Source organism: Streptomyces gelaticus (assembly GCF_014649535.1).
Lineage (GTDB): Bacteria > Actinomycetota > Actinomycetes > Streptomycetales > Streptomycetaceae > Streptomyces > Streptomyces gelaticus.
On the sequence record NZ_BMTF01000014.1, the window covers coordinates 135,989 to 162,408 of the forward strand.

Annotated in this window: 20 protein-coding genes and 3 pseudogenes; 4 read left to right on the plus strand and 19 right to left on the minus strand. The window is 70.1% G+C overall.

Going from position 1 to position 26,420, the window contains the following annotated elements; genetic code table 11:
• Positions 1-26 precede the first annotated feature (26 nt).
• From IE107_RS20870 to IE107_RS36170, 8 genes and pseudogenes are all read right to left on the minus strand, one after another.
• Positions 27-1,511 (minus strand): vWA domain-containing protein, encoded by a 1,485-nt coding sequence (locus tag IE107_RS20870; protein WP_189545341.1) that lies wholly within the window; start codon positions 1,509-1,511, stop codon positions 27-29.
• A complete protein-coding gene (locus IE107_RS20875) occupies positions 1,508-2,926 on the minus strand; it encodes a hypothetical protein (protein ID WP_189545342.1) in 1,419 nt (472 codons plus the stop codon). The genes IE107_RS20870 and IE107_RS20875 overlap by 4 nt, the downstream gene beginning before the upstream one ends.
• A complete protein-coding gene (locus tag IE107_RS20880; protein ID WP_189545343.1) occupies positions 2,896-3,399 on the minus strand; it encodes a hypothetical protein in 504 nt (167 codons plus the stop codon). The genes IE107_RS20875 and IE107_RS20880 overlap by 31 nt, the downstream gene beginning before the upstream one ends.
• Positions 3,400-3,686: 287 nt before the next feature.
• Positions 3,687-3,962 (minus strand): hypothetical protein, encoded by a 276-nt coding sequence (locus tag IE107_RS20885; RefSeq protein WP_189545344.1) that lies wholly within the window; start codon positions 3,960-3,962, stop codon positions 3,687-3,689.
• A gap of 115 nt (positions 3,963-4,077) precedes the next feature.
• The gene (locus IE107_RS20890) at positions 4,078-4,311 is read right to left on the minus strand and encodes a hypothetical protein (RefSeq protein WP_189545345.1); all 234 of its coding nucleotides are present in this window, start codon (positions 4,309-4,311) and stop codon (positions 4,078-4,080) included.
• A 7-nt stretch (positions 4,312-4,318) separates the two neighbouring features.
• Positions 4,319-4,996, minus strand: a complete 678-nt coding sequence (locus IE107_RS20895) for a TNT domain-containing protein (protein ID WP_189545346.1) — start codon at positions 4,994-4,996, stop codon at positions 4,319-4,321.
• Positions 4,997-5,331: 335 nt separating this feature from the next.
• On the minus strand, positions 5,332-7,854 hold the full coding sequence (locus IE107_RS20900; protein WP_189545347.1) for an ATP-dependent Clp protease ATP-binding subunit: 2,523 nt from the start codon (positions 7,852-7,854) through the stop codon (positions 5,332-5,334).
• A gap of 345 nt (positions 7,855-8,199) precedes the next feature.
• Positions 8,200-8,277, minus strand: a pseudogene (locus tag IE107_RS36170) (HAD family hydrolase); the annotation flags it as partial.
• Between the two features lie 307 nt (positions 8,278-8,584).
• Here IE107_RS36170 and IE107_RS20910 point away from each other — a divergent pair.
• Entirely contained in the window at positions 8,585-9,298 is a 714-nt protein-coding gene (locus IE107_RS20910) for a hypothetical protein (RefSeq protein WP_189545348.1), read from the plus strand.
• Between the two features lie 141 nt (positions 9,299-9,439).
• On the opposite strand, the pseudogene IE107_RS35145 reads toward IE107_RS20910, so the two are convergent.
• The 3 genes and pseudogenes from IE107_RS35145 to IE107_RS20920 form a co-directional block, all read right to left on the minus strand.
• Positions 9,440-9,559, minus strand: a pseudogene (locus IE107_RS35145) (chitin-binding protein); the annotation flags it as partial.
• Between the two features lie 299 nt (positions 9,560-9,858).
• Positions 9,859-10,374 (minus strand): DinB family protein, encoded by a 516-nt coding sequence (locus IE107_RS20915; RefSeq protein WP_189545349.1) that lies wholly within the window; start codon positions 10,372-10,374, stop codon positions 9,859-9,861.
• 42 nt (positions 10,375-10,416) lie between these two features.
• Positions 10,417-11,193, minus strand: coding sequence for a DUF4389 domain-containing protein (locus IE107_RS20920; RefSeq protein ID WP_189545350.1), 777 nt, complete (start codon positions 11,191-11,193; stop codon positions 10,417-10,419).
• A 205-nt stretch (positions 11,194-11,398) separates the two neighbouring features.
• On the opposite strand from IE107_RS20920, the pseudogene IE107_RS20925 reads away from it, so the two are divergent.
• A pseudogene (locus IE107_RS20925) lies at positions 11,399-12,165 on the plus strand (YoaK family protein).
• Positions 12,166-12,250: 85 nt separating this feature from the next.
• Here IE107_RS20925 and rpmG read toward each other — a convergent pair.
• Positions 12,251-12,415 carry a 50S ribosomal protein L33 gene (gene rpmG / locus IE107_RS20930; RefSeq protein WP_189545351.1) on the minus strand — a complete coding sequence of 55 codons (165 nt, stop codon included), beginning with the start codon at positions 12,413-12,415 and terminating at the stop codon, positions 12,251-12,253.
• Between the two features lie 389 nt (positions 12,416-12,804).
• Here rpmG and IE107_RS20935 point away from each other — a divergent pair, with 389 nt between their 5' ends.
• Entirely contained in the window at positions 12,805-14,274 is a 1,470-nt protein-coding gene (locus IE107_RS20935; protein WP_189545352.1) for a PP2C family protein-serine/threonine phosphatase, read from the plus strand.
• A 138-nt stretch (positions 14,275-14,412) separates the two neighbouring features.
• On the opposite strand, the gene IE107_RS20940 is transcribed toward IE107_RS20935, so the two are convergent.
• Positions 14,413-15,912, minus strand: coding sequence for a DNA-binding protein NsdB (locus tag IE107_RS20940; RefSeq protein WP_189545353.1), 1,500 nt, complete (start codon positions 15,910-15,912; stop codon positions 14,413-14,415).
• Positions 15,913-16,143: 231 nt separating this feature from the next.
• Here IE107_RS20940 and IE107_RS20945 point away from each other — a divergent pair, with 231 nt between their 5' ends.
• Positions 16,144-17,280 (plus strand): aminoglycoside phosphotransferase family protein, encoded by a 1,137-nt coding sequence (locus tag IE107_RS20945; protein ID WP_189545354.1) that lies wholly within the window; start codon positions 16,144-16,146, stop codon positions 17,278-17,280.
• Between the two features lie 74 nt (positions 17,281-17,354).
• Here IE107_RS20945 and IE107_RS20950 read toward each other — a convergent pair whose 3' ends face one another.
• The 6 genes from IE107_RS20950 to IE107_RS20975 all read right to left on the minus strand — a co-directional run bounded on the left by IE107_RS20950 (position 17,355) and on the right by IE107_RS20975 (position 26,255).
• Complete coding sequence (locus IE107_RS20950; protein WP_189545355.1) at positions 17,355-20,450, minus strand: ThuA domain-containing protein; 3,096 nt, start codon at positions 20,448-20,450, stop codon at positions 17,355-17,357.
• A 235-nt stretch (positions 20,451-20,685) separates the two neighbouring features.
• Entirely contained in the window at positions 20,686-21,558 is an 873-nt protein-coding gene (locus IE107_RS20955; protein WP_189545356.1) for a sugar phosphate isomerase/epimerase family protein, read from the minus strand.
• The gene (locus IE107_RS20960; RefSeq protein ID WP_189545357.1) at positions 21,555-22,769 is read right to left on the minus strand and encodes an ABC transporter substrate-binding protein; all 1,215 of its coding nucleotides are present in this window, start codon (positions 22,767-22,769) and stop codon (positions 21,555-21,557) included. The genes IE107_RS20955 and IE107_RS20960 overlap by 4 nt, the downstream gene beginning before the upstream one ends.
• Positions 22,766-23,758 (minus strand): ABC transporter permease, encoded by a 993-nt coding sequence (locus IE107_RS20965; RefSeq protein ID WP_189545358.1) that lies wholly within the window; start codon positions 23,756-23,758, stop codon positions 22,766-22,768. Before IE107_RS20965 ends, IE107_RS20960 begins: the two co-directional genes overlap by 4 nt.
• Positions 23,755-24,771, minus strand: a complete 1,017-nt coding sequence (locus tag IE107_RS20970; protein WP_189545359.1) for an ABC transporter permease — start codon at positions 24,769-24,771, stop codon at positions 23,755-23,757. The genes IE107_RS20965 and IE107_RS20970 overlap by 4 nt, the downstream gene beginning before the upstream one ends.
• Positions 24,768-26,255 (minus strand): sugar ABC transporter ATP-binding protein, encoded by a 1,488-nt coding sequence (locus tag IE107_RS20975; RefSeq protein ID WP_189545360.1) that lies wholly within the window; start codon positions 26,253-26,255, stop codon positions 24,768-24,770. The genes IE107_RS20970 and IE107_RS20975 overlap by 4 nt, the downstream gene beginning before the upstream one ends.
• Positions 26,256-26,420 lie beyond the last annotated feature (165 nt).

Consider the following 26,420-nt stretch of genomic DNA (forward strand, 5'->3'; position numbering starts at 1 on the left):
GCGAAGAAGGCAGGGACGAGGAAGGTCTAGGCGAGGAAGGTCTTGAGCTCGTGGACGAGCTTGCGGATGTGGCCGGAGAGCACTGGCGTGCCCAGGTCCTTGAAGCGTTCACGGAACCACGGATTGACACTGCCGCGGCCGGAGCTGGTGACGGAGCCCACCGGGATGAACTTGGCTCCCGAACGGTGAATGGCGACCATGCTCTCGAACAGCGGCTCGGTCTGCCATTCGTAGAAGTCGGAGATCCACACCACGACGGTGTTGCGGGGCTCGGCTATCTTCGGCTGGGCCAGCGCCATGGCCACCGTGCCGTCGGTGCCGCCTCCGAGGTTGGTGCGCAGCAGGGTCTCGAAGGGGTCGTGCACCCACGGTGTGAGGTCGAGAGCCTGCGTGTCGTACGCGATGAGGTGGACGTCCACCTTCGGCAGCCCGGCGAAGATCGACGCCAGGATGGTGCAGTTCACCATCGAGTCGACCATCGAGCCCGACTGGTCCACGACGACGATCAGCCGCTGTGGTGTCGTCTTGCGGACCGTGTGCCGGTAGTAGAGGCGGTCTACATACAGCCGCTCCTCCTCCGGGCTCCAGTTGGTGAGGTTCTTCCAGATCGTGCGGTCGAGGTCGAGGTTCCGGAACACCCGCTTGGGCGGGACGGAGCGGTCCAGGGCACCCACCGTGGCCTTCTCCACCTGCGTACGCAGTACTTCGGCGACCTCGTCGACGAAGCGACGGATCAGGTCCTTGGCGTTGGCGAGGGCCACGCCCGAGAGGTTGTTCTTGTCGCGCAGCAGCTGCTCGATCAGTGACATGCTCGGAGTCAGCTGCGCGGCGAGCCCGGGATCGGCCAGCACTTCGCGCAGGTGCATCCGCTTGACGAGGTCGGCCTCGATGGTCCCGAGCTCCGGGCCGATTGCCGGGATCAGCCGGCTGAGGTCGGGGTTCGTGCCGCCACCTCCGGTGCCGGTCGGACTGACACCCGGCCCCGCTGCCCGTCCCCCGGCCCGGCCGCCGCGCAGCTCCCCTGGCTTGCAGCCGAGTGCGCGTTCCAGCCAGCCCGCGTCGGACTGCCAACGCGCCAGTTGTCCGGCGGTGACCGTGCCCGAGCCGGAGGCGAAGACGTTGAGCAGCACCTTCGACACCAGCGCCGCCCGTCGTACTTCGACGGCCCGGTCGCGTGTGTCGTCGCCGTCGGCGTGGGGGGCGGGTGTCATCAGGCCGTCGAACTCGGCCGCCAGCTCCGGGTGACGCTGGACAACCGAGTCGACGGAGGCCTGTGGGTCCAACAGTGCGGACGGCAGGCCGATGTCCTCGACCACGGCGAGGCTCGCGGATTCCAGGGTGCCCTGTTCCTCCTGGTCGAAGAGGCGGGCGAGGAGCCGCCAGTACAGCACCTGACGGCGGTTCTCCTCGGGGTCCGCCTCCGGGCTCCTCGAGGCCTCCGGGGTCCGCTGGATCGCCGAGGGCTGCGGGGTGGTCTTCTCGGCGGTTCGTTCCGTCGTGTGCTCCGTCATTTCCGCAGCAGCCTTCCCGCTCGCTCCCGGAGCACGGCCACGGCGTCGGTGGCAGCCTTCTCGGCCTTGACGCCGGCCTTGTCGGTAGTGCCCCCGGCCCATCCGCCGGCATGGATCGCGACGGCCTTCTTCCGTACGGTCGTCTCGACGGCCAGAGGCTGGAGGCGATACGTCCCGGCGTCCCAGCGGAGCAGTCCGATGCACGCGCCGGACGCCACGACGGCCTCGGGGGTGAGCGGCCCGGCGGTCGGGATGCGGTCGGCATCGACGACGACAGGGCCGTCGGCGAGGGTGAACGTCAGTGCGCCGTCTTTATCGTGCGTGGTATAGCCCTCCAGGAACACGGGGACGGCGATGCGTGCCGGATGCCGGTCCAGGGGTGCGGTCGCCGCGGTGCTGGCGGCGGGCAGGGCGACACGGGCGGTGGCGAAGGCGTCGGCGGGCTCACCCTGGCGCGCGTGCTCGTCGCTCCAGATCAGGTCGCCCTCGGCGGTGACCGGCATGTCGGTGAGGTCCATCGAGCGGCCTTCGCCGACGGCTGTCAGGAGCGACATGTGCGGGCGCAGCAACTGCCACAGCCCCGCTCCGACGACCGTGTCCGGCTTCGGCACCGCCACCCCGGCCCGCACCAGGCGGGGCGGGGCGCCGTCCGCGGGCTCGAACACCGCGTGGACCTGCGCCTGTACCGCCGTCGCGTGTTCATGGACATCGACACCGAGCGGCAGCAGCCGCCCGGTGGCCGTGCCGGTCACGGGTACGCCGGCCGCTCCGGGCAGCGTCAGCAGCAATGCGCGGGACCACAGGTCGGCCCAGCGGCGTTCCGGGAAGCGCTCCGACGACGCACCAGGACAGGACGCGGCCAGTTCGGCGGCGAAGCCGTCGAGGAGCGTCGCCAGGCGGCGCAGCGCGGGGTCGGGGAGCATCGCGGAGACGACCGGCGCAGCCCCGGAGACCACATCGTGGTCGATTCCCTGCCATCCGGAGCGCGCCAGGTCGGACAGCCAGGAGCGGGCGGCGGCGAGCAGGTTGGCCGCCTGCTGTCCGGCGGGCGGCGGGACGGTCTCCTCGCCGCGAGGCCGGCCGGTCGCCTCCTCGATACGGGCCATCAGTGCGTCGTGGGCGGAGCCGAGGAGTGCGGTGCGGGCGGCGGCGAGGGCGACGAAGTGGTCCTCGCTCGCGGCTCCGCCCGCCGCCTTCTCGGCCGCCTCGGCGACCCTGGCGGCGAGCGGGCTCCCGGCGACCGCGTGAGCGAGTCCGGTCAGGCCGGCGGTCTGGGCGGGCTGTGGGCGGAGCAGGCCGGCGACGAGCGCTCGGTCGAAGGCGTCGACAGCCGTCAGGGCCTCGTCGAGTCCGGGGATGGTCTCCGAGAGCAGGTCGGCGCGCATCAGGCCACCGCCCTGGTCGTCGGGAACCACTGCATCTCCGGCAACGGTGAGGTGGTCGGGGTGAGTTCCAGGTAGGCGAGGTGGCGCAGGAACCGGCTGAAGACGGGCGCTGCGGCCTTCGTGTCGCCCTGCGGCGGACGTGTGTCACTCATGCCGGCGGTGATACTTGGCGCGCTCGGCTCGCCGTCGGCGGTCTCGACCCTCAGGTAGCGGGAAACGCGCCCGGCGCCGTACTGCAGCACCGCCTCGTTGATCAGGGCCCGTATGTGATTGCAGAACGATCCCCGCGCGCCACCGCAGGGCCGGTTGTTGTTGGTGCTGCAGGCGAACGCGTACGTACCGGCGGCCACCGACGACACATAGACCCGCCCGATGTCCGAACCGCTGGACACCACACCTTGCAGACGCCCGTCGGCCAGCTCGACGAACGGGACTTTGGCCAGCTTGCGCGGTCGTGCGGGTGCTGTCACCCGTGCCGTGCTCGACCTCTCCCAGTCTGACAACGCACCACTCCTATGTGCACCAGGGCGACTTCTGCGCCACAACGGCAGGACACGATCGAACTTACCTGCGGGCACTGACAACGCCCGGTCGCAGACGAACGACGGGTCCTGCTCCTGGTCACACATGGATCGCTCAGGCTCGGCGCTCCGGTCCTGGGCCGTGCTCCGCACTCCAACCGCTGCGCACGACCGGCGGCACCGAGCGTGGGCCGCCGGCGACGGTGCACGTGAGCGAGGGTTCCGGGGCACGACGCACGGAGCGGAGCGCGCCGTGCCCCGGGCAGGCGTCAGGGAGTGCCCGCTGCTCCTCGGGGGGTCACGATTCCTCCGCCGGAGGGCAGCGGGTAGAACGGGATGGCGACGAGGTCGTACTGGGGACACGGTGTCGTGATGCACTGCTTCGGGGACGGTACACAGACACTTCCGGCGGGTGCCACGACGGCGTCGCAGGGGCTCGCCCGTGGTGCGACGGGGCGTTCCCCGGCGAACGCCGGGCTCGCCGGGGTGAGGGGCAGGGCGGTGAGAGCGACCGCCGTGGCGGCACGCAGCAAGTTCTCGATCACAAGCAGCAGAGTGAGCCGGGCTCCGGTGCAGCGTCGCCTGCGGGACGGGGCAATCACCCGTACGGGTTGCAATGTTCACCCTTGGAACACCCGCTCCTTCCCCTCCGACCGATCCTCAAAGGAGCAGGCGGAGGAGATGCCCGCAGGCGTCCTGTTCGCTCCGGTGCCGGGCGATGATCTCGTACGCACCGCGTTCGTACGCACCTGTCTCCCACACCCCGTCGGACGCCTGTCTCAGAAACAGGAAGTCCGTGGGGGTGGGGACCGGTTCATGGACGCCCTCGATGCGGTAGTAGCCGTCGGCCACGCCTGCCCGGCTCAGCGCCGCGCGCAGCTCCCGACGGTCCACACCGGTCCTATGCGCCGACGGGCGTGAGGTAGTCGTGGTCCAGCAGCCACTTGACGTTCAGCCGTTGTCCCTCTCCCGGATCGAGGAAGACCGCGTCCAGCTTGATCTGCTGACCGCCTCCCGGCTGCTCGAACCAGGGGGCGATGCTGCCCTGCCACACCCAGAAGGGCTTGGCCACCTTGTAGACGCGGTAGTCGCAAGCGACAGCGGCGTCACGGGTGTTGAGGTTCTGCGGCGGCAGCGCGCGCTCCGCGTAGGCGTCCCCGGCAGGTGCCAGGTAGCCGCCGTACTCGGAGCCGAAGCGGTCCAGGCGCTGGCCCGGACGCAGCTTGGTCGGCTCCTTGTCGATCTGCCCGTTGACCTGGCCGAATCCGTCGTTGGGCGGGTACTTCCAGCTGCCGGAGTCGGCAGGACCTTCCCAGTACTTCTTGAGGAAGGCCTGCGGGGACAGCGAGCCGGTGCGCTTGTATCCGTTGAGGAGCGGCCCCACGGGGGCCAGCCGGTTGTTCGGAAGCCACTTGGGGCCGAGCCGGGCATCGCCGCGGAACTCACCGGTGCAGGGCTCGTGGCGGGCCGGGGAGGCGGGAGACCGGTCCTCCGGCTTCGCCGAGGCACTCGCGGCGGGAGCCGCGATGAGCCCGGCGGTGATGCCGAGCACGGCGAGTACGTTGCGCATGCGGTTCATTCAGATGTCCCCTCGGGTACTGAAGATCACTCACGGTAACCGACAAAGAGTAACCGTTCATTCACCCACAGCATCCGCACCGTGCCACGCAAAACCGGCCAACCTGAAGGTCTCCGCAGTGGCTCCCGCCACGACGAGGAGACCGCCCCTCACCGTCCGCTCCAGCCGTCCGGGCCACATGACCGGGTGGGGGCGAGCCCCGTGGCGATCGCGTCGGCGCGGGGCGCGGGTGAGGACAAGGCCTGAGGACAAGGCCCGAGGACACTCGACGCACAGGGCTTGCCGCGCGGTCCGAGGAACTGCACGGCAAGCCCTGCGGGCCGGGGCGGCGGGGACTATGGCTGTTCGTCAGCGGCCGTCTCGGCCTCGGCAGAGGTCTCCGGGCGGCCGATCGAGCAGACCAGAGCGTTGTCCTTGACGTCGGCGACGATGGTGTCGCCCGGCTCCGCTTCGTCGCTCAGCAGCAGCAAGGCAATCCGGTTGTCGAGTTCGGTCTGGATCGTGCGGCGCAGCGGGCGGGCGCCGAACTCAGGCTGGTGGCCGTGTGCGACAAGGAGCTTCTTCGCCGCCTCGGTGACCTCCAGCTCCATGTCCTGGGCCCGCACCCGGCGTTTACTGCCGTCCAGCATGAGGTCGACGATGCGGCCGAGGTCGTCCTTGCCCAGGCCGTGAAAGATGATCGTCTCGTCGACGCGGTTGAGGAACTCCGGCGGGAAGCGGCGCCGCAGGTCGCCCATGAGGTCGTCGCGGATCTCGGAGACGTCGCCCTTGTGGGCGAGGATGCGCTGGGCGCCGATGTTGGACGTCATGATGACGACGGTGTGGCGGAAGTCCACCGTCCGTCCCTGCGCGTCGGTCAGGCGTCCGTCGTCGAGGACCTGCAGCAGCGTGTTGAAGACATCGGGGTGGGCCTTCTCCACCTCGTCGAACAGGAGCACGCTGTACGGCTGTCGGCGTACCTTCTCCGTCAGCTGGCCTGCCTCCTCGTGGCCGATGTATCCGGGAGGTGCGCCGACGAGCCGCGAGGCGGTGTGCTTCTCCTGGAACTCGCTCATGTCGAAGCGGGCCATGCGGTTCTCGTCGCCGAACAGCAACTCGGCCAGCGCCTTGGCGAGTTCGGTCTTCCCCACACCGGTGGGTCCGAGGAAGAGAAACGAGCCGACAGGTCGATCGGGGTCGCCCATTCCCGCCCGGTTGCGGCGCACCGCCTGCGCGATCGCGGTGACCGCCTCGTCCTGGCCGACCACCCGGGAGTGCAGGGCGTCCTCCAGTTTGAGGAGCTTCTCCTTCTCGCTGGCGGTGAGCTGCGTGACCGGGATGCCGGTGCGGCGGGAGACGACATCGGCGATGTCGGCGGTGGTGACGTCCATGACGCCCTCACGGCGTTCTTCGATTCCCGCGAGCTCGGCCTCGGTCTCCGCGATCTGCGCCTTCAGCCCGGCGGCCTTCTCGAAGTCCTCGGACGCGACCGCCTCGTCCTGCTCCCGCTTCAGCTTGGCGAGTGTGTCCTCGCGGGAGACGACTTCGGTGGACCTGCCGAGCGAGCGCAGCCGGACCCTGGCGCCCGCCTGGTCCATGAGGTCGATGGCCTTGTCCGGCAGGAAGCGGTCGCTGATGTAGCGCTCGGAAAGCTCGGCCGCCGCCACCAGGGCATCATCGGCGAAGCGGACCTGGTGGTGGGCCTCGTAGGAGTCGCGCAGACCCTCCAGGATCTGAATGGTCTCCTCGACCGTCGGCTCGGGCACCATGACGGGCTGGAATCGGCGTTCCAGTGCGGCGTCCTTCTCGATGTGTTTGCGGTATTCGTCGATGGTCGTGGCTCCGACGACATGCAACTCACCACGTGCCAGCGCGGGTTTGAGCATGTTGCCCGCGTCCATCGCGCCCTCACCGGATGCCCCGGCGCCGACCACGGTGTGCAGCTCGTCGATGAACAGGATCGTCGAATCAGCGGCCGCGCTGACCTCGTCGATGACGTTCTTGAGCCGTTCCTCGAACTGGCCCCGGTACTGGGAGCCCGCCACCAGGCCGGAGAGGTCCAGGGCGATCACCCGTTTGCCCTTGAGGGTACGGGGGACGTCCCCGGCCACGACGCGCTGGGCGATTCCCTCCACGATCGCGGTCTTGCCCACACCGGGCTCACCGATCAGGACGGGGTTGTTCTTGGAGCGCCGGGAGAGGACCTCGACGGTCTGCTCGATCTCCTCGGCCCGACCGACGACGGGGTCGAGCTTCCCGGCCTTCGCCTCCTCGGTCAGATCGCGCCCGTACTGGTCGAGGGTCGGGGTGTCACTGGTGCTCACCGCCGGGGTACCGTCGGCCCTACCCGCGTTGTCGGCCTCGCGGCGCAGCTTGCCGGTGTCCGTGCCGTACGCGCCGAGCAGTCTGGCCGCACCGGAAACCTGGGCGTCCAGCAGCGCGCCGAGGATGTGCTCCGGTCCGATGTAGGAGACTCCGGCCGCCTGGGAACGCTCGTAGGCCTGGAGCAGTACGCGTTTGGCGGCGGGCGTCAGGCTCGGCTCCGCGGACGGGGTGGCGCTCTCCCCCGGCAGGATCTCCGCGATCCGTTTGCCCAGATCGTCGGGGTCCGCCCCGGCCTGTGCGAGCAGGGCTCGGGCCGGGTCCACCTGGGTGGCGGCCCACAGCAGGTGCTCGGTGTCCAGGTCCCGGCTGCCGTCGTCGGTCGCGCGTGTGGTCGCCCGGCCTATCAGCTCGCGGGCCGACTCGGTGAGCAGCCGCCCGATGGGGACCCGCTGCACCTGTGGCGGTGAGGACGCCGGGGACATCCCGAAGAACCGGTTGAGCATTTCCGAGAACGGGTCCGGGCCGCCGAAGGAGCCGAAGGAGGACATGGTCATGGTCACCGTCCAGTGAGTGCGGGTGGGGCGCGTGGAATGGCCGGCCGGGGTCGCCCTGCGCCGGACACGGACGTGGGGTGCCCGGGGCCCACGGTCCACCGGGCTCGCCTCGTGGCCCCCATGGGCAAGTGGTTTCACTAGACCAACCCCCACCCCGTCACGCAACGGCGCGGATGCTCACGCGCCGTCCTCGACCAGCACACACCACGGCGTCACTGACTTACCGGCCCGGTGACCGACCCGCCGGAAGTACGCCGATCGGGTGACACCCGGCCCGGTCACCCGGTCGGGTCCGGCACCCACGTGCCGCAACGGATGCGTCCGCCAGGACTCGCTCCATGAGCGATCAGCCGGGATCACCGCGTCCACTCCGACGCATATCCGCTCACTGTCCACGAGGACTCCGTCCCGGTCGAAGATCACCAGTTCGGCAGGGAGGCGCTTCATGGGCGACAGCCCAGTACCTCTCCCGTCCGTTGCCCGGCGTACAGTTTCGGACATGCGAGGGGTGGCCCCGTCCCCTACCCGGGCTGCGTGTTCATGACTCCGCGCTCGGCAAGCACCTCGCGTCCGCCGCGTGCACGCCGCCCTGGCGGCCTTGTAGCTGACGCGCCGTCATATCAACAGTGACCTTCACCTCGTCGCGTTCTATTTCCGGATTTCTACGTGCTTGTCTGTGTCATACGCCACGCTGGACACATACCGCCCAACACCGGCTTGGAGGCCAGTAGTGGACGCCCAGGACCTCGCACAGCTCGCCGACAAAGAGTTCGAGCAGATGCTCACCTCGAACATCCACCCGCCCACCCGCGACGCCAGAACGTGGGCGGCGATCACCCACCCCGACAACCTGCCGCGGGCCCGGAGGATCCTCACGCATGTACACGAACGGACCGCGAGCGTCCTGAGGCGCCGGAAGACCGAGCGCGAGGAATTCCGCGTCCAGTGCTTTGCCCGGGGCGAGGCGGGCAAGCGTGAATGGTTCGCCACCCGGGCCGACTTCGAATCGCTGCGCCGCCGCACGGCCAATTTTCACCAGCGGGTCCAGCGGGCCATCACCGAGCTGGGCCAGGAGCAGCGGAATGTGAACCGCGCGCAGAGCCACAACGCCGGGCAGCAGAGCCGGGAGACGCTCCGTGAGCTTGCCGTCGCCGTGCAGCGCCACCAGGCCGTTCATGCCCGCAACGGCGGCGGTGCCGAGCAGGTCGACCACGAGCTGTGGCAGCATCTCGACCGGCTGACCGTGCCCACCGGCCCCGGCCAGCATCCGACGACGCTCCGCACGATGCTCAACATCTACTGGACCGACGCGAGGCCGCTCGACGACGATCCGGGGCGCCGGACACAGACCGAGCACGTCACCGCTTCCCCGGATACCGCCACGGCCCACCCCAGTGTTCCGCAGGCCCGGCGCGTCCCGGACCAGGAAGACCTCACAGCGTAGACGCTCCCTCTCCGCTGCCGGGGCTTTCCCGTTGCGCGAACCAGGTTCGCCGACCCGTGAGCCAAAGGAAAAGATGCCGGACGACCGGGAGTTGGCCGAGGTGAGGCGCAGCGACATCCGGGGTCCCCCGCCGGCCGCGAGAGCTGTGTTCCACACCGCGAGGACCTTCTGCCTGCCCGTCAGACTGTCGAAGTCGACCTGGTGGGTGACCGTGGCGCCGGGCTGCGCGCCGTGGTCGTCGAACTCGGCGAACTTCTGTCCGCACTTGGACCAGACCATGCCCAACGACGCTTCCGCGTCAAGGTGTCGGGTCGGCACACACGGCCGCGGTGCGGTCCGGCCGTGCGCCGGGCGTACGGCGCCTCGGGCGCGCTCGTCTCCTCGTCGCAGGGCCGAGGCGCGGCATACCCTCCCGACCGCACTGTGCCGGAATCCGTGGTGCGGCGCCGACCGTTCCCGCCCCCGACGCGCAGGTACGCCATGGCCTCCCGGCCCACTCCGTCACCCGGCCCGTCCGGTTCCGCCGGGCGCGGCCGCGCCGGGCCCCGCTCAGCGGTGCGTCATCCGCCCGTCACACCGTCGACGCGCTCGCGCACCAGGTCGGCGTGGCCGGTGTGGCGCGCGTACTCGGAGATCAGGTGCAGATGGATCATCCGCAGTGAGTACTCCTCGCCGCCATGGACGAAGGTGTCGTCCAGCGAGGCACCTGCGACGATCTCGTCCGCGAGCCGGCTCTCCTCGACGAGGCGGGCGTAGTCCTCGGCCGCGCGGGCCGGGTCCAGGTCCTCGAAGTCCGCGTCCTTGCCCTTCTCCGGGTCGTACATCGGGTCGAACCGCTGGCCGGCGAACCGCTCCCGGAACCAGACGCGTTCGACCTTCGCCATGTGGCGGATCAGCCCGAGAAGGGTGAGGTTCGACGGGGGTACGGTCCGTTCGGCGAGCTGTTCCCCGGTCAGGCCCGCGCACTTGTGCAGCAGGGAGCTGCGGAACCAGGCGAGATAGCCGGTGAGCATCTCGCGCTCGCCGGCAACCAGGGAACCGGGGGTGCGCGTCACGTCGGGTGCTGTCCATGTCATGGCGTGATCATGCCTCGTCCGCGAGGGAACCGGACAGGGATTTCACATGCCGTCGGCGGTCTCGTCCGGCCATGTGGTCGTGGTGGATGTGGTGACGGACGTGGCCACCCCGAGCACCAGGAACAGGACGAGCAGCCCTTTGCCCGCACCGCTCAGGAGAAGGGGCCGCGTGGCGGAACGCGTCTGCCGCTGCGTCACGGAGAGGTCGTCGTCGCCGAAGAAGCCCTTGGGGTAGGCCGGGGTGAGCAGCAGGACGTACGCGCTGAAGCGCATCCCGTAGCGGAGCACGGCGGCCGTGGCCTCGAAGAGGGGGCGGGGCATGCGTCCCAGGATCAGGGTGACCAGCCACCAGACGATCGCCACCGCCCACCACCCGGAGAGGGCGAGACTCTGCACGACGGCCGCCGGAATCATCAGGATCAGGCGGAAGAAGACAGCCAGGCGGTTGAGACCGGTGGGCCTGACCTCGATCCGGACCGGGTAGTCCGGTGGCGGGTCCAGGGCGAACGGCGGATAGCGGTCCACGAGCAGCATGCTGCTCGCGCCGACGCGTACCTGGTAGCCGAGGTATCCGGCGAGGAAGCGGAAGACCGGTTCGGGCAGCCGGCCCAGGAACAGCGCGGCGAACCAGCCCGCGACGACGGCCACCGCGGCCGCGATGTCCAGGAGGAACAGCACGACGAAGTGCGGGATCAGAAGGAGCAGCCGTACCAGCACGGTGAGCCGACGCTGCTGCGGCGGTTCGACGATGTCCAGCACGGGCAGCCACTCGCCGACGGTCCATGCCCTCGGACCCGGACTCCACTGGGCGTCAGCCATGTCGCTCCTCGTCGGCGGGTGATGTGTGCGCCGTCGGCGTGTACGGCGCCTCCCCACGCTGGGCCGGACGGGGGCGCCCCGCAAACGGCGACGGTCCGGCCGGGTGTCCCGGCGCGTGGCGACAGGGCCGGTCGGCGCGCCGTGCGGGCCGCGAGTGGCTGCCGACGGCGTGGCTCGAACCGAGAATGCAGGCGTGTCCACTCCCATGCGCCCCTCCGTTCCCGCCCGCGGTGCCGGGCTCGATCCACGGGGCGAATGGTCCCTGCTACTGCTGTCCGCCGCTTCCGGGGCGGCCGACGCGTTTGTCTTCATCTGTGTCGGCCAGGTGTTCGCCGGGGTGATGACCGGGAATCTGGTGCTGCTCGGCGCCGCTGCCGCCGGCGGCGGAGAGCACGGGGTGGCGCTGCGGGTGATCACCTCGCTGGCCTCCTACGGCATCGGTGTCGCCTGCGGTGCCTGGATGAACGAGCGGCTGCGGTGGTCACTGCCGTTGATGCTGCTGATCGAGACGGCCCTGCTGGCGGCGGGGGCCGTACTGTGGGCGCTGGGCCTGATCACTTCCGACGGGGACCGGCTGGGACTGCTGGTGCTGCTCGCCGTGGCCATGGGCATCCAGGGCCGGATCCGGGCGACACCCACGAATTACTTCACCGGCACGCTCACGGCCCTCGTCGGGAGGGCGGCACTGCGGTCGTGGGAGGAGGGGGACCACTGGGTGGCCGGCAGGCTGATCGCGGTCGTGGTGGGCGCGGCCGTGACGGCGCTGGCCGTACGTCTGTGGCCGGACGCGGCAGCTGCGGTGGCCGTGGTGCCGGCGGCGGGCGCGCTGCTGGTCGAGACCTCGTGCCGGCGGCGGGCGCGGGATTGACCGCGACGGAGCCCGGGGGCAGAGGAAAGCCCCGGCCGGATCGGGGGAATCCAGCCGGGGCGGCTTGCGGGTGGGCGCGGTGCGCGACATCCACATATAGGTGAACGATAAACCACTGTTTCCCGTTCCCGGAAACGCGCACCCCGCACTGTGATCCATGGCACGGAACGGAGCCTTCCGGCTCCCCGGTCAGCGCTCCTCGCGGAAGAGGACGTGCTGCCCCACCGCGGGATCGAACTTGCGCAGCACCAGCCGGTCCGGATTGTTACGACGGCTCTTGCGGGTGACATAGCTCTGCCCGGTTCCGGCCGTCGACCGGAGCGTCACCACGGGGCGGGTTTCACTGCGGGCCATTGACGCCTCCACACTCTTGTGCCGACCCCATCCTCCCGATGGGAATGGGTTTCGTTTTCGTTCTGCCGATGCAACGCGGCGGGCCACGGCCGCATTCCCGCTGCGCACCCCCGTACGTCCCGCATATGCCGTGCCCGAACCGGGCGCGTGACGCAAGAACGGCGCGTGCGGGCGCACAACCGTCCGCACACGCCGGATGGCTTGCGTCAACGTCCGCAGACAGCAAAGCTGTTCGACCGATCGACGCCCTGCGCAGCCTGTGGCACATGCCAGAAGCAACAACGCATCGAGTGTTGCCAAATCCCTTACGGGTCCTCGTCGGCTGTGCGACAGTCGTCCTCGGTCCACCTTTCAGACCTGGTCGTACCGCGCCTGTATCGGAGTACGAGATGCCGTCCCCTCTGTCCGCGGACCGCCCCGCCCCAGAGCCACCCGAACGCGAGGCCGTCGACGCTCTGATCAGCCGGACCCGTCGGCTCCGTGGTGACATGGACGCGGTGCGGCGGGACACCGTGGTGATCGACGAGGAAGACCCACAGCTGCGCTGGCGGCGGGCGCTCTGCGATCTGGCCGTCCACCATCTCGACGATCTCGGCGCACACCTGGGCCAGCTCAGGGAGGGCCTGCCGCCCCGCAGCCCGGAACGCGCCGAGGGCGCCTCGGCGCGCGAGAAGGCGCAGCACGCGGCAGAGACAGGCGCACCGCGGCCTGGCGACCAGCCGCGGCCGGGATCGCTGATCGGCCGCGTGGGCAGCGCGGAGTGGAATCTGCTCACCGATGGCGTCAGCTGGTCCGAGGAGCTGTTCCAGATCTTCGGCAGGCCCCCCGAAGCCGGACCGCTCTCGCTGGACGAGCTCCCGTCCATGCTCCTTGCCGAGGACCAGCCCCTGCTCACCTCCCTGGTGACGGACTGCCTGGTGGACGGAAAGCCGATAGACGGCGAGTTCCGCATCCTGCGGGCCGACGGCCGGATGCGCACGCTCCACATGATGGGCGAGCCCGTCCTCGACGCGGACGGCTGCACCGCCTCCATGTGGGCCGTCCTGCGCGACGTCAGTGAGCTGCGGCGCAGCCAGCAGGCGGTGCGTCGCAGCCATGACTCGCTGCGCCACCGGGAACACCGGGCCCGGACCGAGCACCGCCTGGCCGTCGAGCTCCAGGAAGCCGTCCTTCCCCCGTGGCGGGGCTCGCTGCGGCTTCCCTCGCAGGGGCCGGGCGCATTGGACATCGCGGCCCACTACCTTCCGTCGGAGTCGAGCTCGCACATCGGCGGTGACTGGTACGACGCGCTGGAGATGCCGGACGGCAGGACCCTGCTCACGGTCGGTGATCTGACCGGTCACGGCATCCAGGCCACCTCCGCCATGGCGATGCTGCTCGGCGCACTGCGCGGCATGGCCGTGGCCGGCATCGAGCCGGGTGTCCTGATGGGCCACCTCAATCAGTTACTGGAGACCTCCGTCCAACCCGCTCTCGGCAGCGCATTGTGCTGCCGTCTCGACACCGCCACCGGCACCCTCGTCTGGGCGCAGGCCGGACACCCCGCTCCGCTGTTGTTCCGCGACGGGGAGGGGCGGCCGCTGCCCGCACCGGACGGGGTCCTGCTCGGCGCGGCCTCCGGGGTCGCGTACGAGCAGGACGAAGTGCACCTGCTGCCCGGCGACGTGCTGGTGCTGCACACCGACGGGCTGAACCGTCACAGCGACCGCGGTGCGGGCCCGGACGCGCTGCTCGCTCTGGCACCGCGCTTCGCGCAGGCCCGTTCGGCACAGGAGTGCCTGCGGACCGTCGTCACGGAATTCGGCGACACCGAGCGGCTGGACGACGCCTGCGTGCTGATCGCCCGCATCGGGGCGTAGGAGCGCGGCGGCACCCGTACGGAATCCCAGGCGCACGGAACACCGGACACGGCGCAACGACGCAGGTGGGCGGACCCGCCTGCGGGTGGGGTGTACGGACGGTCGGTGCTCGGCGCCCCTTCGTCGCGGTGCCCCTTCTCAGATCTGCGAGGACCGCCTGGGCTGCTTGATGATGGAGCTCTGCGGCAGGGCGAGCTTGATCTCCTCGCGCAGGTCCTCGATCTTCGCGTAGCCCGCGAACTGGCCCGTGAGCCGGTACATTTCGCGCAGCCGGTCCCAGGTGCGGTGCGAGGAGGTCTCCCCCATCGTCACCAGTGCGAGTCGGGCGTAGCGGTCGGCCTGCTCGGGGTCGTCGGCGATGAAGCACGCCGAGGCGAGCGAGATGTAGTCGAAGATCTTGGACCGCTGACGTCCGTTGGCCCGCAGCTCCAGCGCCTGCTTGGCGTGGCGCTGAGCCACGATCGCCGCCGACGGTTCGTGCTCGGCGAGCGTACGGAACGCCAGGGCCTGCATGCCGTGCAGATCCGCCTCGTCGAACATCTGCATCCAACTCGGCGGCGGGACATCGCTCTTGTCCGAGATGAAGAGCTCCTCGGCCTTCCCGAGCGCGCGCCGCATCGCCTGGCCGCGGCCCATGGACGCCTGCGCCCAGGCCTCGATGGTGTGCAGCATCGCCTGGGTGCGCGGCAGGACCATGTCCCCGGAGCCGGACCGGGCGAGCTTCATCAGGTCCAGGGCGTCGTCGGGACGGCCGAGGTGGACCATCTGACGGGCCGCCCTGGAGAGCGCCTCGCCCGCCCGGGGACGGTCGCCGCCCTCGCGCGCCGAGTGTGCCGCGATGACGAAGTACTTCTGGGCGGTCGGTTCGAGGCCGATGTCGTGGGACATCCATCCGGCGAGCACCGCAAGGTTGGCCGCGACCCCCCAGAGCCGGCGCTGCAGATGCTCGGGGTGGCGGTAGGCGAGCATGCCGCCCACCTCGTTGAGCTGGCCCACCACGGCCTTGCGCTGGAGTCCGCCGCCCCGCGAGGCGTCCCAGGCGCGGAACACCTCGACGGAGCGTTCGAGCGCCTCGATCTCGTCCGATCCGATGGGCGCGGCCTCGTACCGGTCGAAACCGGCCTGGTCCGCGTGCAGCGGGTCGTCGATCCGTGGTGCGTCGGCCGCCAGCACGGGGTCGGAGTGCAGCCAGTCGTGCATGGGTCCGGTGATGGTCGATCCTGCGGCGAGCGCGGCGCCCGCGCTCACCAAGCCGCGTCGGTTGAGCATGAGGTCCATTCCCGTGAATTCGGTGAGGACCGCTGCCGTCCGCTCGGGCGCCCACGGCAGTCCGTCGGGATTGTCCTGCGTCCCGTCCTCCCGCCGCTTCCCCACACGCCCGCGTCGGCCGAACCCGAGGTCCTCGATGGTCACGACACGGCCGAGTCGCTCGGTGAACAGGGAAGCCAGCACCTTGGGCACGGGATCGCGGGGGGACTCCCCCATGTCGATCCAACGCCTCACCCGCGAGGTGTCGGTGGCCAGTTGCGGATGGCCCATGGCCGCCGCCTGCCTGTTCACCATTCTCGCGAGTTCGCCCTTGGACCAGCCGGCGAGGCCGAACAGGTCGGACAGGCGGGTGTTGGGTTCTCCGGTCACGTCAAGCCCCCAGGTTCTCGGCTGTGTCGACAGTAACCCCCTGTCAGGTGCCCTGCGACTATTCGCCAGGGTTCGCCAGGGTGCGCTACGTGGTCTGCCACCCGTCGACCGGTGTCAGGTAGGAAAGCGCCACCCCGCCCGGCAGCCCTAGGTACTCCCCAGGGTGCCGAACGGCCGCCGGCCGGGGCGGTGTACGCAACTTGTCGGCGCACGAAGGGATCTGTCCCCCCTATGTACACAGCATCGTCCTCCGTGACCGCCCCGCCCCGGCCGCTTCGCCCCCTGGGGGCGGGCGGCGGACCGTACCTCGCCCCGCATGCCGCCCCGTCGGCGCCCGGCGCGGTCCGGCCGCGACGGCCTGCGGGTGGTCCGGTCGGGCCCCCGCTCAGCGGCCGGCTGGATCTGTCGGGAGCGCAGGGCGCGCAGCTGAGAATGGCGATCGCCTCGGTGCACCGGATCTGCCCCGAGTTCAACCCGGTCCAGGTGCTCCGCCGCAGCGGCCGTTCGGTGCTGCTCGTCGGCTCCACCGGCCGCGCGAGCGCGGTGGCCAAGTGTTTGCTGGACCACTCGCCCGCGTGGTCCGAGCGGTTCCGTCACGAAATAGCTGCATATCGCGCGTTCGTCCGGCACCGTCCGCCGGTGCGTGTGCCGCGGCTCATCGCGGCCGATCCGGAGAACTGCACCCTGGTGATCGAACGGATGCCCGGCCGGGTGGCCGCGTTGACCCGGCATCCGTCGGAGGCCCCGCCCCGTGCCGATGTACGGGCCGCGCTGGGCGCGATCAGCCGGGTCAACGCCTGGCGGCCCGCACCGGGGCTCTTCGACGCTCCGCTCGATTATGCCTCTCGGATCGCCCGCTATCACGAGCTGGGGCTCTTCACCGACCGGGATCTGGGTGATCTGCAGAAGCTGCTGCACGGTCTGGCACACGCGGGCGGGCGGCAGGGCATGGGGCAGTTCTGTCACGGCGACGCACTCCTCTCCAACATCCTGCTGTCGCCCACGGGTCCGGTGCTGGTGGACTGGGAGCACGCGGGGTGGTATCTGCCCGGCTACGACCTGGCGACGCTCTGGACGGTGCTCGGTGACGCACCGGCGGCGCGGCGTCAGATCAGCCAGCTGGCGCAGGCCTCCGGGCCCGCGGCGAGGGACGCGTTCCTGGTGAACCTGATGCTGGTGCTGACCCGCGAGATCCGGACGTACGAGACGGCCGTGCAGCGGGCCATGCGCGATTCGGTGTCGGGTGCCGGCCAGGACCGCCCGGGTGCGCTGTCGTCGAGCGAGGAGCAGCGGCTGCTGCTGCGCCGGCTGCACGACGACTGCGCGATGGCCCGCAGGGCTGTGCGTGCCGCGGTCGGCACTCGCTGACCCTGCTGCCAGGGGGGTGCGCGCTGCGTGCCCGGTGTGCCGACACACCGGGCACGCAGCGCGCCGATCCGCTGTCAGGGACTCGTGAAGTCGACCGCGTCCACGTCGAAGGAGTTGTCCTGCGGGGACGTGAAGACGAGGTACAGCTTGTGGGTACCCTTCAGCTCCTGGACGGGCACGGGCGGGGTCGCCCGGTAGTTGTCCCAGCCGCCTGTGTCGGGGACCGGGGTGCTGGCGAGGAGCGGGCCGTCGGGGGCGTCGGCGCGCAGTTCGATCGCACCGACGCCGTTGGGTGAGGACAGGCGGTAGGCGACCGTGCCGATGCCTTCGACGCTCATCGGGTCGAAGGCGACCCAGTCGCCGTCGGAGACATCTCCGATCCGTTTGCCGTTCTCGGCTCCTTCCTGGGCGATGATCCGGGTGCCGGACTGTGCGTCGTGGTACTCCGCCTGCTTGTGCTTGGGCTGGAGCACGGCACGGCCGTAGCCGGTCAGCGCGGAGACGCCGTCGCCGCCCTTGTCGGTGTACTTGGCGTTGAGTACGTAGGTGAGGTCGGCTCCTTCGGGGTGGCCGCCCAGGTCACCGGTGTCCACGGTCCCCTCGCAGCCGGGGATGTCGGTGGTGGGGTGTTCGTGGTCGTCGTGGCCCAGGGCCGGGTTGACGGTGACCTTGGAGCAGTCGACCGGGCCGTCCTCGGGATCGGTGACCGTGACCTTGTACGGGATCTTGTCGCCGAACTCGATGAGTTTGCCGCTGACCGGGAAGTCGATGGTCACCTTGGGTGCGGTGTTGCCGGCGGTGACGGGGATGTTGGCGTATCCGGATTTTCCGCTGGAGTCGGTGACCTTCAGCTGGGCGGCGAAGTCTCCCTTGGCCGTGTAGGTGTGGCTGGGGTCGGCCTCGGTGGAGTCGTAGGTGCCGTCGCCGTCGAAGTCCCAGGCATAGCTGAGGGTGTCGCCGTCCGGGTCGTTGCTGCCCTCGCTGGAGAAGTCGACCTTCAGCGGTACGGGGCCGTCGGTGGCGGATGCGGTGGCCCTGGCGACCGGTGCGCGCAGGCCCTGTGCGTAGTCGATGCGGTAGAGCCCGGAGTCGTTGTTGCCGCCGCCGAAGGAGCTTCCCCATTCGAGGACGTAGAGCGAGCCGTCGGGCCCGAACGTCATGTCCATGGGCTTGTTGAACTTCTGGGTGGAGAGGAAGTCATTGATCTTCAGGAGCTCCTGGTCCTTGTCGAAGCGGACTTCCTTGACGAAGTCGCGCGACCACTCGTAGAAGAAGCTCGCGCCCTCGAAGTAGGCGGGGAACTTCGTGATGGACGGGTTCTTCTTGTCGTAGTGGTAGACGGGGCCGCTCATCGGGGCCGAACCGCCGCTGCCGACCTCGGGGAATTCCTCGGACGCGCCGTAGCCGTACCAGATCTCCGGCTGCTGGATCGGCGGGAGTCCGGTCAGACCGGTGTTGTTGGGCGAGGGGTTGACCGGGTTGGCGCAGTCGAATTTGGGGCCGACCTCCTTGGTGTCCGGGTTGTAGGGGGCGTATGCCTGGTTGTTGCCGTGGCAGAACGGCCAGCCGAAGTTGCCCGCCTTCTTGATGACGTTGTACTCGACGAGTCCTTCGGGCCCCCGGTCGGTGGTGGGCAGCCCGCGGTCGGGGCCGTAGTCGGAGGCGTGGACGTACCCCGTTGTGGGGTCGACGGTGAAGCGGAAGGGATTGCGGAAGCCCATCGCGTAGATCTCGGGGCGGGTCCTGGCCGTTCCCGGGGCGAAGAGGTTGCCCTTGGGAATGGTGTAGCCGCCGGAGTCCTTGGGCTTGATGCGAAGGATCTTGCCGCGCAGGTCGTTGGTGTTGCCCGCGGTGCGGGCGGCGTCCAGCATCTGCTTGCCCTCGCGCCAGTCGAGCGGCGCGTATCCCTGCCAGTTCGGGTCGAGGTTGGGCGGGGTGTCGTCGCCTACGCCGAGGTAGAGCGTGCGGTCGGGGCCGAACTCGACGGCGCCTCCAGTGTGTCCGGGCTCGGGGAAGGTGCGGTCGCGGTAGGCGGGGACGTCGAGGAGCTTCTTCTCGCTCGCGCGGTCGAGGGTGTTGCCCTTGACCGTGAAGCGGGAGAGCCGGTTGACGTCCTCGGTGGCGGCCGCGGGCGCGTAGTAGAGGTAGATCCAGTGGTTCTTCATGAAGTCCGGGTCGAGTTCCATGCCGACCAGGCCGTCCTCGCCGCCGGTGTAGACGTCGAGCTTCCCGGCGGTGGTGGTGGCGTGGGTCGCCGGGTCGTAGACGTTGACCTCGCCGCTGCGCTGGACGTAGAAGACCCGTCCGTCCTTGGCGACATCGAGTTCCATCGGGTCGGCGGTGTTGTCGTCGAGGGCGACCTTCTCGTAACCGCTCCAGACGGTGCCGCTGCAGTCGCCGGGCTTGTTGCCCGCGGCCCACCTGACGCCGCCCATGACGTGGGCGCGGAAGGCGGCTTCGCTGTACGAGGCGGTGTCGTGGCCCATGGCGGTCGCCCAGACCCGGCCGCCCTCGGTGTTGCGGCACCAGGAGATCGGGTGGTCGGCGCCCATGGCGGAGCCGCCGGGGTTGTACGTGGTCTCGTCGGCGGTGACCAGGACGTGGACGTCACCGCGGGGGTTGCGGTCGAAGTTGTACCACTCCTCGGGGCGCTCCCAGCGTTCGGGCAGCCCCGCGGTGGAGGGGTGGACGCGGTCGGCGACCTTGGCTGTGCCCTGGAGGACGCCGGGCGAGTGGGCGGGCATGTGGACGCCTCCGTTGACGGCCTCGTCCCACCACGGGAAGGTGTCCTCGATGCCCATGTCGAGGGTGTTGTGGATGGCGACGACGCCACCACCACCGCGTACGTAGGCCTGCATCGCTTCGCGCTGGGCGTCGGTGTCCCAGACCATGCCGGAGTTCTGCAGCATGACGACGACGTCGAAGTCCTTGAGCTTCCCGGTGTCGAAGACCGCGGGGTCGGCGGTCTCGACGAGTTCGAAGCCGCCTGCGGCGGCCTCCTCCTTGAACATCTGGACGCCGGCCGGGATGGAGGTGTGCACATAGCCGACGGCGCGGGTGAAGAGCAGGGCGCGGAAGGCGGGGGCCTTGCCGGTGGTGGCTGCGGTCGCGGGCAGCGCGGTCAGCGCGAGGAGCAGTGCGCCCACCAGCGCGATGAGCATGCGCAACATGTCACGAACATGACAGCGCAATCGATGACGGCTCACGAGCGGATCCTCTCTGCGGGTTGCGGACGTGCGGGGTCGGTGGGTGGTGCCGAGGGCTGTCCAGTAATCCGTGGCGGATCGGCGTGCGGCGTCGGACGCCGTGCAACGCGAGGCGGAGGGACGCCCGAATACTGGATGTATCCGGGCGTTCCGACAACTCGGCGAGGTGCCGTGGTTGTCGTCGCACGCCCGCCAGGGACTACGGGACAGCCCTCAGGGCACGGCGCAGGAACGCCAGGCCGTCGGTCGCGATGCTGTCCTGGGTACCGGCCAGCGGCCGCCACACCGAGGCGGCGACCGCGATGGCGTCGTTGTACGCGGTGAACGACTCGATGCAGAGCGGGCCCCAGTAGCCGCTCGTGGTGAGCGCGGTGAGAAAGCCCGGCCAGTCGAGGCTGTCGGCGCCGGGCGTGCCCCGGTCGTTTGCGCAGACCTGGACATGGACGATGCGGCCGGCCGCGCGGTGCACGGCGTCGGGCAGCGAGCGTTCCTCGATGTTCTGGTGGTACACGTCGAGCGCGAGACCGATGGTGCTCCCGGGGAGGCCGGTCAGCGCTTCGAGGGTCTGGTCGACGGTGTTGAGCAGGCTCGTCTCGTACCGGTTGAGGGGTTCCACGGCCAGGCGCACCCCCGTCGCGCGGGCGTGCGTGACGACCGGGGCGAGGTTTTCCCGCAACTCCTCGTAAGCGGCGGCGCGTTCGGCGCGGTTCATCCGCCAGGTGCGGCCCACCGCCGCGTACATGGGTCCGGCGACGGTGGGGGCGCCGAGGGCCCCGGCGGCGTCGATGCAGCGTCTCAGGTAGTCCTGGGTGACCCGGACGGTCTGTGGATCGGTGCGGACGAGGTCGCGGCCGGGCGGCATGACGGCGATCACCGCGGCGGGGGCGAGGCCGGAGGCGTCGAGGAGCTTGGCGACGGATGCGGAGGCCCAGTCCCGTTCGTTCTCCAGCGGGATCTCGACGCAGTCGAAGCCCCATGCGGACAGCCGGGGCAGGACGTCACCGAGTGTTTCGTACGTCACCGGCGAGTGCCAGATCCATGGATTGGCTCCGAGCGGGAAGGTGGCGGTCACTTCTCGCCTCCCCACTTCTGCGGGAATCCGGGCAGGTTCTCGCAGCCGCACATCGCGTAGTGCAGGGGCGGCATGCCGGGCCTGTAGTACTGGTCGAGGGTGTCCTGGGTGACGGTGGGCTGCGGAAGCTTCCACTCCTTCGGGACCTGCTGCCCCTTGAGGATCCTCAGTGCGGCGATGACCGGGGTGCGCCACTGGAAAGTGGGGTACGAGGGGGCGATGGCGGTGAGCTTCTTCTCCTTCCAGACCTGGAGGAAGTCCTGCTGGTCCTCGCCGGTGATGGGCGGTACGTCCCTGCCGGCGTCCTCGAATGCCTCGACGGCGGCGACGGAAGTCGCCCCGGAGTCCATCCAGACGCCGTCGATGTCGCCGTTGCGGGTGAGGGCGTCGGTGACGATCGCCTTCGTCCTGGCCGGGTCGCCGTCGGTGAACTTCACGTCCACGACGTCGAGTCCGCTCCTGTCGAACGCGAGCTTCGCCGCCGACCAGCGGGTCTCCAGCACATCGACGCCCGGGGAGATCCGCAGGGCGAGGATCTTCCCCTTGGGCTTCACCTTTCCGACGAGGAAGTCGGCGGCGACCGCTCCGTATCCGTAGCCGCCGATCGGGTTGATGAAGGTGACGGCGCAGTCGGTCTCGACACCCCGGTCGAAGACGATCACGGGTACCTTGCCGCAGGCCTGCTCGACGGCGGGGGTGAGGGTGGCCGTGGTGTTCGGGGAGACGATCAGGGCGTCGCAGTCCTGGCCGGCGAGCTCCTGGATGTCGGAGATCTGCTTGTCGTCCTTGCCCTGCGCGTCGAGCACGGTGAACGCGGTGATCTCCTTGTGGAGTGCGGCCTCGGCCCGCATGTTCTTCAGGCCGACCTGGCGCCAGGGGTTGAAGACACCGGCGTTGGAGAAGCAGAGACGGATTCCGCCGCCGCCCTTCTTCCGGTACCGGGCGGTGTCGACCAGCTTCGGGCGGAGCATCTGCTCCCACGGTTTCCCGGCCGGCCCCTGCGGAGTGACCTCGGCGAGACCGAGCTGGCGCTCGTACTCGGCCCGGTCGAAGAACTTCGACTGTTCGCCGCTGCCCGGTTCGCCCGGGCTGCCGCTCGGTCCGGCGGCGGGCGCACCGGGCGGTGTGTCGCTCGTGCAGCCGACCAGCAGCACCGCGCCCAGCAGGGCGGCGACCGGCGCGAGGACGTGTGTGAACTTTCGCGTACTCATGAGGCTTTCGCTCCCGTGGATTCGGTGCCGCGGCGGCGCAGCCGGGACCAGTCGGCTGCGCCGAGCGCGACGGCGGCGATGACGATGACGCCTTGCACGGTCGATTCCAGGGCTCCGGAGACGCCCTGGAGGTTGAGCAGCGTGAACAGTGCCTGGAGCGAGAACGCCCCGGCCATCGCCGCGACGACGGAACCCCGGCCACCGCCGAGCACCACGCCGCCCAGGACGACGGCTGTGATCGCCTCGAACTCGTAGCCCCGGCCCGCCTGCGCCGAGACTCCGGAGAAACCGCCGACGAGTACGGCCGCGAGCGCGGCCGCGCCGCCGGAGAGCACGAAGGCGATGGTCCGGGCCCGTGCGACCCGGACTCCGGCCAGCGCAGCGGCACGTTCGCTGTCGCCGGTGGCCAGCAGCGTACGGCCGAAATCGGAACGCATCAGGCGTACGGCCACGAGACCGGCGACGAGGCAGGCGAGCACGGCCCATGGCAGCCAGCCGAACGCGGTGCCGCGTCCGAGCCTGCGGAACTCCGGGGGCAGCGAGCCGTGCGGGGAGCCTCCGGTCCAGAAGAAGACGGCACCTTCGAGGATCAGCATCATGCCGAGCGTGGTGATGAACGACGGCACGCGCAGCAGGGTGGTGATCAGTCCGCTGACGAGACCGGCGAGTGCTCCGGCGAGCAGCAGCACCACGGTGACGAGCGGCCAGGGAGCGGCCGGGAACGAGCCGTACAGTTCGGCGGCGACGACCACCCCGGCGGTGACGATCGCTCCCACGGAGAGGTCGAACTCACCGCAGACGATGACCAGATACTGGCCGGCCGCCAGGATGACGAGGGGCGCGGCACGCTTGACGAAGGAGAGGAAGCGGTCGGGCTCGTAGAAGCCCGGGTCGGTGAGGGCGAGTGCGGCCAGGAGTACCCCGAGCAGGAGGTGGACGGGGGTACCGGTGGTGAGGGCACGCAGGACACGGCGGCCGACGGTGGTCATGCGGTCCTCTCCTGCGGGGTGCGGCGGCCCCGCGCGTAGAGGGCGACGGCCGCGATGATGACGACGCCGCGGACGACGTTCTTGAAGAACGGGTCCACGGACAGCTGGTTGAAGACGCTGTCGAGCACGGCGAGGACGAGGACACCGCCGAGGGTGCCCGCCACTCCCCCGCGCCCGCCGGCCAGCGCGGTGCCGCCGAGGACGACGGCGGCGATGGATTCCAGGTCGTAGCGTGCCTCGGTACCGGCCCAGGGAGCCCCGGCGCCGAGTCGCGCGGCGAGGAAGAGGGCCGCGGCTCCGGCGCAGAGCGAGCACAGGAGGTGGGCGGTGACGACGGTGCGCCGGGTGCGTACGCCGGAGAGCCGGGCGGCGTGCTCGTCGCCGCCGGTCGCGTACATGTGGTGGCCGAGCCGGGTGCGGCGGGTGGTCAGCCAGAGGGCGGCGGTGATCGCGAGAAGGAGGAAGAGGGAGACCGGGACCGGTCCGATCCGGTCGTAGCCGAGGTGCTGGAAGGAGGCGGGGACCTTGCCGGCGGGGCCGGTGTAGTTGTCCTCGATCCAGCCTCGCAGGATGAAGGCCGTGCCGAGGGTGGCGATGAAGGCGTTGACCTTGAGGCCGGTGACGATCAGCCCGTTGGCCAGGCCGACGGCGGCGCAGAGGGCGAGGACGGCGACGACCGCGACGAGCACACTGCCGCTCTCCATCGTTTCCGCGGCGACGAGGGTGCCCAGGCTGATGAGGTAGGCGACGGACAGGTCGAGCGATCCGCTGAGGACGACGACGGACTGGCCGACGGCCACGAGACCGAGGGCTACGCAGTTCTGGAGGATCGTGACCGCGTTGGTCACGGTCAGGAAGTCCCCGCCGCGGGCCGCGACGGCGATCCAGCCGGCCACGGTGACGGCGAGGGCGGCGAGCCAGACCCCGGCCACGGGGCCGGTGGGACGCGGCCGGGCCGTCCGCAGCGCCTCGGCGAGGGGCCGGGTGCTCGCATCGTGCCGGAGTGCGGTCATGCTGCTCCCTCCCGTGCGCGGTCGCCGCCGGTGGCGACGCGCATGACGGCCTCTTCCGTGGCACCGGCGGGCAGTTCACCGGCGAGCCGGCCTTCGGACATGACGAGGATGCGGTCGCTCATGCCGATCAGCTCGGGCAGTTCGGAGGAGATGATCAGTACGGCGAGCCCCTCGCGCGCCAGTTCCCGCACGAGGGTGTGGATGGCCGCCTTGGCCCCGACGTCGACTCCCCGCGTCGGCTCGTCGAAGAGGAGCACCCGAGGCCGGGCTGCGAGCCACTTGGCGATGACGACCTTCTGCTGATTGCCGCCGGACAGGTACTGGACCTGCTGGTCGGCGCCGTGGGCGTGGAGGCGTACGCGTTCCAGCAGGGCGGTGACCTCGCGGCGCACGGACGGCCTGCCGCGTGCGGGGACGGCACGGGTCACGAGCAGCGCGTTGTCGGTCACCGACTGGTGCAGGGCGAGACCCTCCCCCTTGCGGTCCTCGGTGACCAGCGCGATCCCGGCCCGGACGGCTTCCCGGGGGCGTGCAGGGCGCAGCTCTTCCCCGCCGACGGTCATGGTGCCCGTGGTGAAGGGGTCGGCGCCGAAGAGGGCCCGGGCCAGACAGCTGCGGCCGGAGCCCTGGAGACCGGCGACGCCGACGACCTCACCGGCCCGCAGGGCCAGATCGATGCCGGAGATCCGGGAGTTGCCGCCGCCGTGCACCGTGAGCCGTACCTCGCCCGGTTCTTGTGGCCCGGCCCGGGGCGGGTAATAGGCGCCGAGTTCCCGTCCGACCATGGCGCGTACCACCGTGTCTGCGTCGGTGTCGCGGGTGACGAGGGTGGTGACGCGGCGGCCGTCCTTGAGGACGGTGATGCGCCGTGAGAGGTCGAAGACCTCGCGGAGCCGGTGCGAGACGTAGAGGATGCCGAGTCCGCGGGCGGTGAGACGGCGGACCAGGGCGCAGAGCCGGTCGACCTCGTGGTCGGCGAGTGCGGCGGTGGGTTCGTCCATCACCAGGATGCGGACGTCGGATGCGAGGGCCTTGACGATCTCCACGGTCTGCCGGCGTGCGACGGAGAGTTCGTGCACAGAGGTCCGGGGGGTGATGCCGGTCTCGTCGAGCTCGGCGAGGAGTTCGGCGGTGCGCCGTTCCATGGTGCGCCGGTCGACGAGCCCGTACCGGGTCGGTTCACGGCCGAGGAAGACGTTCTCGGCGACCGTGCGGTGCTCCAGGAGGGCGAACTCCTGGTGGATGATGCCGATCCCGGCGGCCTGGGCCTGGGCCGGGTGGCTGAAGGAGTGGACGGTACCGTCGATGGTGAGGGTGCCCGCGTCGGGTGAGTGCTCGCCCGCGAGGATCTTCATCAGCGTCGACTTTCCGGCGCCGTTCTCCCCCACCAGGGCATGCACTTCTCCGGCTTCGAGGTCGAGCCCGACCCCTTCGAGCACACGCACCCCGAGAAAGCTCTTGGACACACCCTGCATCGTCAGCATCGAACTGCTCCTCGCTCAGTGGTCTGCAGAGCAGAGTCGTGACAGACATTGGGAGTGTCAAGGTCTCAAGCACCTTTGTTTTAAGGTGACTTGGCCGCCACTTATGCCGATGACCGAACAATGGATGCCTTGTGAGCAGCGAAAGTCGTCCCTAGGGTGACTGCC

Coding starts and splice junctions, on each gene's coding strand:
- IE107_RS20870 (WP_189545341.1), bottom strand. CDS start 1,511: ATGACGGAGCACACGACGGAACGAACCGCCGAGAAGACCACCCCGCAG.
- IE107_RS20895 (WP_189545346.1), bottom strand. CDS start 4,996: ATGAACCGCATGCGCAACGTACTCGCCGTGCTCGGCATCACCGCCGGG.
- IE107_RS20900 (WP_189545347.1), bottom strand. CDS start 7,854: ATGACCATGTCCTCCTTCGGCTCCTTCGGCGGCCCGGACCCGTTCTCG.
- IE107_RS20915 (WP_189545349.1), bottom strand. CDS start 10,374: ATGACATGGACAGCACCCGACGTGACGCGCACCCCCGGTTCCCTGGTT.
- IE107_RS20920 (WP_189545350.1), bottom strand. CDS start 11,193: ATGGCTGACGCCCAGTGGAGTCCGGGTCCGAGGGCATGGACCGTCGGC.
- rpmG (WP_189545351.1), bottom strand. CDS start 12,415: ATGGCCCGCAGTGAAACCCGCCCCGTGGTGACGCTCCGGTCGACGGCC.
- IE107_RS20935 (WP_189545352.1), top strand. CDS start 12,805: ATGCCGTCCCCTCTGTCCGCGGACCGCCCCGCCCCAGAGCCACCCGAA.
- IE107_RS20945 (WP_189545354.1), top strand. CDS start 16,144: ATGTACACAGCATCGTCCTCCGTGACCGCCCCGCCCCGGCCGCTTCGC.
- IE107_RS20950 (WP_189545355.1), bottom strand. CDS start 20,450: ATGTTGCGCATGCTCATCGCGCTGGTGGGCGCACTGCTCCTCGCGCTG.
- IE107_RS20960 (WP_189545357.1), bottom strand. CDS start 22,769: ATGAGTACGCGAAAGTTCACACACGTCCTCGCGCCGGTCGCCGCCCTG.
- IE107_RS20965 (WP_189545358.1), bottom strand. CDS start 23,758: ATGACCACCGTCGGCCGCCGTGTCCTGCGTGCCCTCACCACCGGTACC.
- IE107_RS20970 (WP_189545359.1), bottom strand. CDS start 24,771: ATGACCGCACTCCGGCACGATGCGAGCACCCGGCCCCTCGCCGAGGCG.
- IE107_RS20975 (WP_189545360.1), bottom strand. CDS start 26,255: ATGCTGACGATGCAGGGTGTGTCCAAGAGCTTTCTCGGGGTGCGTGTG.